This is a genomic window from Rhizobacter sp. P2_G4, from assembly GCF_056403575.1.
In genome coordinates this window covers 308091-319714 of record NZ_JBFUFG010000004.1, presented here as the reverse complement: position 1 = coordinate 319714, position 11624 = coordinate 308091, and the positions used below count along the sequence as shown (strand labels likewise).

The following is an 11624-nucleotide window of genomic DNA, read 5'->3' as shown; positions in this document are numbered from 1 at the left end:
CAACTCCAACGACAAACTCATGGCACAACGCAAGACACTCACCGTCGACGACATCTGGACCTTCGACCGCATCGGCGCGGTGACGCTGTCGCCCGACGGCGCTCAGGCCGTGGCCTCGGTCACCAACTACTCGATGGAAGAGAACAAGGGCCATTCGAGCCTGTGGCTGCTTTCGACCTTCGGCGGTGAACCGCGCCAGCTCACGAGCTGTGGCGACAAGGACGGCCAGCCTGCGTGGTCGCCCGCGGGCGATCGCATCGCCTTCATCGCCAAGCGCGAGCAGCAGGGCAAGAAGGACGACACGCCGCAGCTCTACGTCATCGCCCCCGATGGCGGTGAAGCGCAGCGCGTCAGCCAATTCGTGCCCGGCATCGAGGCATTCAAGTGGTTCCCTGACGGCAAGCGCATCGCTTTCGTCGCCTGGGTCTGGCCTGAGTTGAAAGGCACGAACGCACAGGCCAAGGCCTACAAAGAGTTCAAGGACCGCAAGGAAACCGCCTACGTCACCAGCGAAGCCCAGTACCGCTACTGGGACCACCATGTGCCGATGGGCCGCGTGGCACACCTGCACGTGCTCGACGTGGCCACCGGCCGCGTGCGCGACCTGTTCGAGGACACCGCCTACGAACTGGTGCGCACCGAGCCCGATGCCGACGGGTTCGACATCTCGCCCGATGGCAAGAGCATCGCCTTCGCGCACGACCCCGGCGTGCGCAAGCAGATCGACACCTGCCGCGCACTCGCCGAGATCAACGTGCGCAGCGGCAAGATTGCGCCGCTCGCGCAAGACAAGGCCTGGAACTTCGAAGCCCCGCGCTACAGCCCCGACGGCAAGCGGATCGCCTTCGTCGCCGCCCACCAGGGCAAGCGCCACACGCGCCACCATCAGCTCGCCGTCATGGAACTCGGTGGCAAGCACAAGGTGCTGAGCGCGCACTGGGACCACGAGGTCAACACGCCGCTGCGCTGGGCCGGCGATGCGAGCGCCGTGTACTTCACCGCCGAAGAACACGGCCGCCGCCACCTCTATCAATTCAGCCTCCAGACCGGCACCCCCACCGTGGCCGTGAGCGGCGGCTGGGTGCATCAGTTCGACGTGGCCGGCGAGGTGCTCGTCACCGCAGCCGACACCATGGACCACCCGGTGCGTGTGCACAGCCACCGCGGCACCGAACCCGCGCTGCGGCTTGAGACATTCAACGACGAGAAGCTCAGCGCGTTTCGCATCGGGCACCATGAGGCCATCGAAGTCACCGGCGCGCAGGGCGAGCCGGTCCAGGTGTGGCTCATCTACCCGCCCGGCTTCGATGCGAAGAAGAAGTACCCGCTGCTGCACAGCATCCATGGCGGCCCGCACGCCGCCGCCGGCGACACCTTCCACTACCGTTGGAACAACCATGTGTTCGCTGCACAGGGCTACGTGGTGGCCTGCGTCAACTACCACGGCTCCAGCGGCTTCGGCTACGAGTTCCTCGACAGCATCACCCACCGCTGGGGCGAACTCGAGCTGCAGGACGTGGAGGCCGCGACCGACTTCCTGCTGAAGAAGCCGTGGATCGACAGCAAGCGCGTTTTCGCCACCGGCGGCAGCTACGGTGGCTACATGGTCGCGTGGATGAACGGCCACGTGAAGACGGGCCGCTACCAGGCCTACATCTGCCACGCCGGCTGCTTCGACTGGACTGCCATGTTCAGCGACGACGCCTTCACCTGGCACGCCAAGGACCTCGGCACCTGGTACTGGGACGACCTCGCCAAGATCCATTCGCAAAGCCCGCACGCCTTCGCGAAGCACATGAAGACGCCCACGCTCGTGATCCACGGTGCGCTCGACTACCGCGTGCCCGACCAGCAAGGCCTGGCCTACTACAACACGCTGAAGGCGCGCGACGTCGACGCGCGGCTGGTGTGGTTCCCGGACGAGAACCACTGGATCCTGAAGCCGCGCAACTCCAAGCTCTGGTACGGCGAGTTCTTCAGCTGGCTGAAGCAGTACGACCCCGGCGTGAGCCGCGCAAAGAAAAAGGCCTGAAGAGGTCTCGGGCCTCAGAGCCCGAAGTTGAGCGACACCCCGACCCGCTGGTCGCTCCAGCCGGGTCCGTCGGGCACGTAGCGTGCGCCGAGGTCGATCGCCAAGGTGCGCGGCACCAGCCACCAGCGCCCGCCGACACGGCGTGCCTCGGTGCCGGCTTCGCTGCCCGCCCATTCGGCGAACAGCACCCCCGCCTTGGTCGGCTGCCACACGCTGCTGATGATGGTGCGCGTGCGCGGCCCGGCGGTGTGCTCGAGGCCGAAGCTCGTCTGCAGCGAAAGGCTTTCGACCAGACGCACCAGGCCGCCCACCGACAAGGCCGTGCGCGCGGTGCGCAAGCCGCCATTGGCATCGCTCTGGCGCAAGCCTGACCAGTCGAACTTGAACGTGCCCACCAGCGATGAGAAGCGCATTGAACTCAGCGCGCTGTACTCGGCCTTCACGAGGCTCGGGCCCGAGTCCACCGGCTTGGCCCGTGGTGTTTCGAGCTTCAAACGCGAGCTGTCGTAGTTGCAGCCGTCGGACAGCATGGCCGCATGCTGTGAGGCTGAGGCTTCGCCGAAGGCGGCCACCGGGCAATCAGGCAACTGAAGGCCGCCACCACCAGCCCAGCTGGGCGAGCACAGCCCAGCCACGAGGGCCAGGGCCACCGCTATTCGCCACCACGGTGTTGCTCTGGTCGCCATGCTGGGCCGAATCATGCAATCTTGTGCGCCCGCTGTCACGACAAGCACCCAGGGATTTAGTGCCCTATTCGGCTTATTCAGCGTTACCTGAAGTTACTGGTCGAACTCGAATCGATCTCGCCCGAGCGACTTCGCGCGGTACATCGCTGCATCGGCGCGCTTGAGCAGCAGGTCGACCTCATCGTGCGGCCCGCGCCACGCGGCCACGCCGGTGCTCACCGTGAGGCGCAGGCTCTCGCCTTGCCAGACCCACGGCCGCCTCAGCAGCGCGTCGCGCAGACGTTCGGCGGCGTTCAGCGCCTCGGTCGACGAGGTGTTGGGCAAGAGGACGATGAACTCCTCTCCGCCGAAGCGGCCGACCCGGTCGCTGTCGCGCATCAGCGCGTTCAGTATCTGCGCGAGATAGCGCAGGGCTTCATCACCGGCGGCATGGCCGAAGCGGTCATTGATGGCCTTGAAGTAGTCCGCATCGACCATCAGCAGCGCGAACGGCTGGTTGGTGCGGACGGCACGGCGGGCTTCGTCGCGCAGCAGGTCGTCCATCGCACGGCGGTTCAGCAGCTCGGTCAGGCCGTCATGGCGCGACAGGCGGCCCAGCTCGCTCATCAGGCGCGCACCCACCAGCGCCACCAGCGTCAGGTGGAACACCAGCGCGGTGACCAGGAACAGCAGCGCCGAGCCGAGGTTGAGTGAACTGTTGGCCGAGAGCTCCGCCACGACGGTCTCAGGCGCGACCACCGCCCTCGCGCCGCGCGCCATGAAGACCAGCCCGCCCAGCAGCAAGGGCACAGCCAGCAAAAAACCAAAGCGCAGTTCAAGCTCGCGGCGGGCGTAGCGGAGAACGTCCGCGGCGGCCACCATGCACAGGGCGCCCAGCACACCCGAGATCGACATCACGCGCAACGCACCGCTGTGGGTCGCCAAGCAGTACCACGACACACCGAGCACGGCCGCCAGCAGTGCCAGGTAGAACCCAGCGTTCCCGGGCCGCCCGACGAATTGCCGCACGCCACGCTGCATCAGCAGCGTGCCGGCGACCAAGCAGACGTTGGCCAGCGAGCGGAGTTCTTCGGTGTGAATGTCTTGAACGTGCGTGGCCCACACGAACAGCACCAGCGACACACCCGTCAGCAGCGCGTAGGCAGACCACTGCGCGACCCAGCGCCTGTCCAGCCTGAGCACCATCGCGCCAACCAGCCACCCCAGTGCGAGCACCACCTGCTGGCAGGCAACCAGCAGGAAGGCAACTTCGGTGGCGGACAAGATGGGCATGCAGCGTCGGGACGAAAGCGGGAGAGGGCAAACGGGGTGCCCGACAAACGCCGAAGACTGGCGCCGACCCTTATAGCATCGGGTATTTCCGCCCGGTAAGGTCGGTTTGCACAGATCGCCTGCGCTTGCCTCAAAATCGCCCCATGCTCATCGATTTTTTCTTCACCCTGCGCGCCGCCAAGCTGAAAGTCTCGGTCAAGGAATACCTGACCCTGCTCGAAGCCATCAAGGAGGGCGTGATCGATGATGAAGAGTCCGGGCCCACGGTCGACAAGTTCTACTACCTGGCCCGCACATCGCTGGTGAAGGACGAAGCCAACTTCGACAAGTTCGACCGCGCCTTCGCCGCCTACTTCAAGGGCGTGGAGCTGCTCACCGACTTCACGCAAGACATCCCGCTCGACTGGCTGCGCAAGAAGATGGAGCTCGAGCTCAGCGCCGAAGAAAAGGCCGCCATCGAGAAGATGGGCTGGGACGAGCTGATGGAAACGCTGAAGAAGCGCTTCGAGGAACAGAAGGAACGCCACGAAGGCGGCAACCGGATGATCGGCACCGGCGGCACCTCGCCCTTCGGCGCTTACGGCTACAACCCGCAAGGCATTCGCATCGGGCAGGACAAGAGCCGCAACAAGAGCGCGGTGAAGGTGTGGGACCAGCGCCAGTTCAAGGACTACGACGACAACCTCGAACTCGGCACGCGCAACATCAAGGTCGCGCTGCGCCGGCTGCGCCGCTTCGCGCGCGAGGGCTCCGAAGAAGAGCTGGATCTCGACGACACCATCCGCTCCACCGCAGCCAATGCCGGCTACCTCGACATCAAGATGGTGCCCGAGCGGCACAACAAGGTGAAGGTGCTGCTGCTGATGGACGTGGGCGGCACGATGGACGAGCACATCCACCGCGTCGAAGAAATCTTCAGCGCCGCCAAGGCGGAGTTCAAGCACCTCGAGTTCTATTACTTCCACAACTGCGTCTACGACTTCATGTGGAAGAACAACCGCCGCCGCTACAGCGAGAAGTTCCCGACCTGGGACATCCTGCGCAAGTACAACAAGGACTACAAGCTGATCTTCGTCGGCGACGCGACCATGAGCCCCTACGAGATCCTGCAACCCGGCGGCAGCGTCGAATACAACAACGAAGAGGCGGGTGCCGAATGGCTGCAGCGCCTGACCAACGCCTTCCCCAAGTTCGCCTGGATCAACCCCGAGCCGCAAGGTGTGTGGAGCTACCGCCAGAGCATCTCCATCATCCAGCAGCTGATGAACCAGCGCATGTTCCCGCTCACGCTGCAAGGCCTTGAAGGGGCCATGCGCCTGCTGAGCAAATGATTCACTTGCACCGTCGTGCTGCCTGGTGCGTACTGGGCTGGGTTGCCGCTGCGTGCCTCTCCGGTTGTGCGGCGCTCCGCGGCAGCGAGCCGCTCGAACCGAAGCCAGACAGCAATTCGCCGCCCGCCGCCGCTGCACCAGCGGCCGCCACGCCACCGGCCGATTCAGCCTCGGCGCCCTCCACCGTGGCGTACCGCATGGCGGTCGACGCACCGAAGGACCTGGAAAAGCTGCTGGTCACCTATCTCGATCTCGCGCGCTTCCAGAACGCGCCGCAGACCGACGGCATCACCAACGCCGAACTGGTCCGCCTGGCAGCTGCCTCGCCAGCGCAGGCGCGGCAACTGCTCGAGACCGAGGGCTACTTCAACGCGCAGGTCACGGTCACACGCGACGACCCGCCGGGCGAAACGCCGCTGATCACGCTGAAGGTCGACCCGGGCCCGCGCGCCACCATTGCCAAGTTCGAGCTGACGGCCGAAGGCAACCTGCAGGAACGCGTCGACGCCGGTGAAGGCCCTGCCCGCGAGCTGCTCGACCGACTGCGCAAGCGCTGGCCGCTGCCGCCCGGCAGCGGCTTCAGCCAGTCCACCTGGAACAGCGCCAAGAACAGCACGCTGGCCGTGCTGCGGGCCGAGGGCTACCCGACGGCCTCGTGGACGGCCACCTATGCCCACGTCGACGCCAAGACGCGCGAGGTCGAGCTCGAGGTGCTGGTCAACAGCGGCCCGCAGTTCTACCTGGGCGAGCTGCGCATCGAAGGCCTGAAGCGCTACGACGAAGGCGCCATCCGCAACGTCGCCGATTTCGGCCCCGGCACGCCTTACACCGAGAAACGCCTGCTCGACTTCCAGGAGCGGCTGGGCAAACTCGGCCTGTTCAACAGCGTCACGGTCGAGATCGACCCCGACCCCGAAAAAGCCGCTGCGGTGCCGGTGCTGGTGAAGGTCACCGAGCAGCAACTGCAGACCGCCATCGCCGGCGTGGGCTACAGCGACAACACGCGCGAGCGCTTCACGCTCGAGCACACCCACCGCCGGCCGTTCGGCTTCAACCTGCTGGCGCACAACAAGTTCGAGATCGGCCGCTACCAGCGCTCGTGGGATGGCGAGCTGCTGGGCAACCCCGGCGAAGCGCAGTACCGACGCTTCGTCTCGGGCAACGTCACGCGGCTCGACACAGACGACGACACGACGCTCTCATGGCAAGCGCGCGTCGGCCGCACGCTCGACACCGAGCGCATCCAGCGCCGGATCTACGGCCAGCTGCTCAACGCCACCGTGGAAAACGATGCCGGCGAAAAAACCAGCCGGTCTCTCTCGGCCCACTACGACTGGCTGTGGCGCGATGTCGACGACCTGATCCTGCCCACACGCGGCCTCACCTCGTCCATCCAGGTGGCCGGCGGATTCGCGCGTTCGCACAGCCCGGCCAGCGGCCCACCCTTGCGCAACGGCCCGTTCACGCGCCTCTACACCCGCAACACGCTCTACTGGCCGCTCGGCAACTCCTGGTACACGCAGGTACGCGGGGAGTTCGGCGAAGTGTTCGCCAAGCCGGATGTCGGCATCCCGGACCCGCTGCTGTTCCGCGCTGGCGGCGATGACTCCGTGCGCGGCTACGGCTACCGCGACCTCGGCCCGCTCGAGAACGGCGTGCTGGTCAGCGGCAGCAAGATGGTGACCGTCAGCGCCGAAATCGCCCACCCCTTCAGCGCCAAGCTGCCGTCGGTGTGGTGGGCCACTTTCGTCGATGCCGGCAACGCCACCAACGAGTGGGATAACTTTCAATGGGCGCTGGGCTACGGTGTGGGCGTGCGCTGGCGCAGCCCGGTCGGCCCGCTGCGCATCGACCTGGCCTACGGGCAAAAGGTGAGTGCCGTCCGTTTGCACTTCAGCGTGGGCATCGCCTACTGATGAGCACGTCCATGCCGTCCGATCTGCCGCCTGATTCGCCACCACCCGAGGCGCCAACGAGCGTCGAGGCCAAGGCAGAAGCTAAGCAGCGCAGCCGCCTCATGCGCGGCGTGCTCATCAGCATCGGCGTGGTCGTGCTCGTGATCGGCCTGCTGAGCGGCACGGTTGGCGCGCTGTTCTGGGCGGCAGGCAGCGCCACCGGCACCGCCTGGCTGCTGGCTCGCTTGTCGGTGGCTGGCATCGGCGTCGACGTGGTCGAACCCGAGGGCACGCTGATCGGCGACCTGAAGGCCAAACAAATCATCATCACTGCCGGCGGCACACGCATCGTCATCGACCGGCCGGTGTGGAGCCACCTCAGCGTGTCGTACACCCGCGAGCCCAACACCTGGGGCCGGGTGCACGTCGACTCGCTGACGGCCGACCGCGTGACCGTCACCGTCACCCCGAGCCAGACTTCCAGCAGCAAGCCACCGACGCTGCCCACGAAGCTGCGCCTGCCGATGGAGCTGCAGGTCGACGACTTCCGCGTTGCCGAAGCCTGGCTGCCCGGGCTCGAAGGCCGCCCGCTGCGCAAGGTGCACGCCAAGCTGCAGTTCGGCGCCGACCATGGCCGTCAGCACCGCATCGACGACCTCGGCCTGGAACTTGAGCCGATGCAGCTTGCCGGCCACGTGCGCATCGGCGCCGAAGCGCCGATGGCGCTCGACGTCGATCTGCGCGCGGTGCAATCTGCCAGCGCGAGCGGCAGCCCAGCCACCACAAGCTTGCCGACGTGGGCCAAGACCTTGCGCGCCGACTGGCAGGCCGAGCTGAAGGCCGAAGGCCCGCTGGCCCGCTTCAACACCCAGGCCAAGCTGCGTGCGCAAGGCCAGTCGCTCGACGCGACGGCGCAGGTCGCCCCCATCGAGCCCTGGCTGCTGCCGCAGCTCGACGCGACCACGCAAGGCCTGGACCTGTCGGCCCTGCTCGAGAAAGCGCCGCTCACCTCATTGAGCGGCACAGTGCGAATCGCCGCGCCCGACAAGGCCAAGCCGCGTGAACTCACCGCGCATGCCGACCTCAGCAACGCAAAGCCAGGCCGCTGGGATGCACAGCAGTTGCCGGTCGCCACGCTGAAGCTCGATGCCCGCGCCAGCACCGACCGCTTCGACAGCATCGAGCTGACCCAATTCGAAGCCGAGCTTTCCGACGGCCGCACGCCCGCCGGCACGCTGCAAGGCAGCGCACGCTGGAACGCCGGCGATTTCGATGTGCAGGCCGACCTGACCAAGCTGCAACCCGGCGCACTCGACTCGCACCTCGCCGCCATGGTTCTCAGCGGCCCGATCAAGGTGTCGGGCAAGACACATCCCAAGACCGCCAGCGGCGACTCGGTGCTGCCCACCTTCACTGCGCTGGCCGACCTGAACGGCCATCTCGTTTCGCCATCGCGCGCGGTGCAGCTGAAGCTCGACGCCGTCGGCACCGAAGAGCGCGTCGAGCTGCGCGAGCTGCGCGCTTCGGCCGGTGGCGCCCGCGCCACCGTCACCGGCACCGCCGACCGCCAGGCAAGCGCTTGGCAGATGAAGGCCAAGGCCGCATTGGTCGACTTCGACCCGCGTGTTTGGTTGCCAACCGGCCCCGGCAGCGGCTGGCAAGACGGCAACCACCGCATCAACCTGAACGGCGATCTGGCGCTCAACGTGCCCGACACCATCCGCCTCGCCAACGAGGCCGACAAGCGCACGCTGGTCGACCGCCTCGCCGGACTGCGCGGCGAGGCCACGGTCAAGGTCGACAACAGCGTGGTGGCCGATGTGCCACTGGCCGGCAACGTGGGCCTGCGCCACGCCAACGTGGCCGACCCGTTGAGCACGAACCTCGAACTCGACGTCGGCGGCAACCACATCAAGCTCGATGGGCAGCTCACGCCCGACGCCGTCGGCAGCAAGGACCATTGGTCCGCCGAGGCCCGTGCACCGGCACTCGCCCGCCTGGTGCCGCTGCTGCGGCTGGTGGTGCCACCTGGTGAGGCCGCAGCACTGGTCCAGGGCCTGAGCGGCACGCTGAACGCCGATGTCGAAGCCAATGGCCGCTGGCCCGAACTCACGTCGAAAGGACAGGCCAGCCTGGCCAGCGTGCGTGCAGGCAGCTGGGCCGTGGGCCAGGGCGAAGCGCATTGGCAGTTCGGCAGCACCGCCGACGCCCCGCTCGACGTGCAACTCGACATCGGCCAGGCCGCCTGGTCCAACAAACAGATCGGCAACACCGTGCTGTCGCTCAAGGGCAGCGCGGCCTCGCACGACTTCAGCCTGCGCACCGAGTTGAAGGCCGCACCGCCGGTCTGGGTCGACAGCGTGCAGGGCCGCGTGCAGGTCGCCCCGGCCACGCCCATCCCTGCGACCGGGTCCGCCTCGGCAGTGGCAGCCGCTGCTGCGGCGACCGCAGCCGCCGCGCCGCCCCCCGCCCGCACGCTGCTCTCGGCCGGTGCCCACGGCAGCTTGAGCGGCGGCGTGCTCGCCGGCAGAAGCGCCAACGCCAAGGAACCCGAAACGCCTTGGGCCTGGAAGGGCGTGCTGCAGCAACTCGAACTGCGCACCACCCAGCCCGGCGCGGCGCCCATGCTGCTGACGAAGAACGTGGGCGTCGAGGTGACCGGCGGCCCGGCGACTCGCGCCATCGTCAGCGCCGGCCGCGCCGACATCGTCGGTGCCGGCCTGCGCTGGAACCGCATCGACTGGCAGTCCGGCCAGGGCGTGCAGACACAGCAGCTCGACATGCAGGCCGAGCTCGAGCCGCTCGACGTGGCGCCGCTGATGCGCCGCATCCAGCCCAACTTCGGCTGGGGCGGCGACCTGCAGATCGCCGGCAAGGTGGTGGTGCGCCAGACCGACAAGTTCAGCGCTGACATCGTGCTCGAGCGCACCCGCGGCGACCTGACCGTGACCGAAGAAAGCGGCACCCGGGCGCTGGGCTTGAGCGACCTGCGCGTCGGCCTGAATGCCGAAGACGGCGTGTGGAACTTCACCGCCGGCCTGGCGGGCCAGCAGCTCGGCGTGCTGGGGGGCGCGATGGTCGTGCACACCTCGCCGCAGCAAGCCTGGCCTTCGGCCGACGCGCCGGTGCAAGGCGTGCTCGAAGCGCAGGTAGCCAACCTCGGCACCTGGGGTGCGTGGGTGCCCGCCGGCTGGCGGCTCGACGGCAAGCTCAACGTCAGCGCCAGCCTCGGCGGCAAGTTCAACCACCCCGAATACACCGGCGAAGTGCGCGGCAGCGGCATCGGCGTTCGCAACACCGTCGAAGGCGTGAACCTCACCGATGGCGAGGTCGACATCTCGCTGCGCGGCAACACCGCCAAGATCAACAAGTTCATCGCCCACGGCGGCTCCGGCACGGTCCGGCTCGAAGGCGATGCCAACCTCGACGACACCTGGCACAGCCGCCTGAAGCTCGTCGCCGACAAGTTCCAGCTGCTCGGCCGCGTCGACTTGCGCGTCGTCGCCAGCGGCGAAGGCCAGGTCGCGATCGACGGCGATGTCATCAAGGCCGAGGGCAGCTTCACCGCCGACGAAGGCCTGATCGACTTCACGCGGCTCAGCTCCCCGAGCCTGAGCGACGACGTGGTCGTCACCGGCCGCCCCAACGACAGCGGCGAGCCCCCGCCCCTGCCCAACTCCGCAGGCACCAACAAGCTGACGATCGACCTGCTCGTCAAGCTCGGCAACAACCTGCGAATGCGCGGCCTCGGCATCGACACACGCTTGACCGGCGAGCTGCGCGTGAGCCACCCCAACGGCAAGTGGGCCCTCAACGGCACGGTCAACGCCGTCGACGGCACCTTCGCCAACTACGGCCAGAAGCTCGAGATCAGCCGCGGCGTCATCACCTTCAACGGCGCGCCGAGCGACATGCGGCTCGACATCGAAGCGACCCGTCCCAACCTCGATGTGCGCGTCGGCGTGCAGGTCACCGGCCCGCTGCAGAACCTGCGCGTGCGCCTGTTCTCCGAACCCGACATGACCAACAACGAGAAGCTCTCGTGGCTGCTGCTCGGCCGCGCAAGCGACGGCCTCGGCCGCTCCGACACCGCGCTGGTGCAGCGCGCCGCATTCGCCTTGCTGGCGGGCGAGGGAGACGGTGGGCCCGGTGCGATCACCAAGGCGTTTGGCATCGACGACGTCGGCTTGCGCCAGAACGAAGTTGGCGAAACCAAGGAGACCGTGGTGTCGGTCGGCAAGCAGCTGTCCAAGCGGGTGTACATCGCGTATGAGCAGAACCTCAATACCAGTACGGGGAGCTTCCAGGTGACGTATCGGATTGCGCAGCGGTTTGTGATGCGGATGCAGTCGGGTATCGATCGGTCGATCGATCTGATTGGGACCTGGCGGTGGGAGTGAGTTCTGCT

The 11624-nt window shown here is 67.2% G+C and carries 6 protein-coding genes; 4 read left to right on the top strand and 2 right to left on the bottom strand.

The genetic code is table 11. The features are described 5' to 3' along the window. Window positions 1-19: 19 nt before the first annotated feature. Window positions 20-2032: a S9 family peptidase gene (locus tag AC1DYS_RS17450; protein WP_477901361.1), complete on the top strand. Its 2013-nt coding sequence runs from the start codon at window positions 20-22 to the stop codon at window positions 2030-2032. Window positions 2033-2046: 14 nt separating this feature from the next. Here AC1DYS_RS17450 and AC1DYS_RS17445 read toward each other — a convergent pair whose 3' ends face one another. Both AC1DYS_RS17445 and AC1DYS_RS17440 read right to left on the bottom strand, forming a co-directional pair. Further along, window positions 2047-2718, bottom strand: coding sequence for a hypothetical protein (locus tag AC1DYS_RS17445; protein ID WP_477901359.1), 672 nt, complete (start codon window positions 2716-2718; stop codon window positions 2047-2049). A 93-nt stretch (window positions 2719-2811) separates the two neighbouring features. After that, window positions 2812-3990, bottom strand: a complete 1179-nt coding sequence (locus tag AC1DYS_RS17440; protein WP_477901357.1) for a GGDEF domain-containing protein — start codon at window positions 3988-3990, stop codon at window positions 2812-2814. A 143-nt stretch (window positions 3991-4133) separates the two neighbouring features. Between AC1DYS_RS17440 and AC1DYS_RS17435 the strand changes: the two genes are divergently transcribed. The 3 genes from AC1DYS_RS17435 to AC1DYS_RS17425 are packed head-to-tail and all read left to right on the top strand — an operon-like array spanning window position 4134 to window position 11616. Continuing rightward, complete coding sequence (locus AC1DYS_RS17435; RefSeq protein WP_047494102.1) at window positions 4134-5321, top strand: vWA domain-containing protein; 1188 nt, start codon at window positions 4134-4136, stop codon at window positions 5319-5321. 5 nt (window positions 5322-5326) lie between these two features. Beyond that, window positions 5327-7237 carry an autotransporter assembly complex protein TamA gene (locus AC1DYS_RS17430; protein ID WP_477901355.1) on the top strand — a complete coding sequence of 637 codons (1911 nt, stop codon included), beginning with the start codon at window positions 5327-5329 and terminating at the stop codon, window positions 7235-7237. Window positions 7238-7248: 11 nt separating this feature from the next. Continuing rightward, a complete protein-coding gene (locus AC1DYS_RS17425) occupies window positions 7249-11616 on the top strand; it encodes a translocation/assembly module TamB domain-containing protein (RefSeq protein WP_477901353.1) in 4368 nt (1455 codons plus the stop codon). Window positions 11617-11624 lie beyond the last annotated feature (8 nt).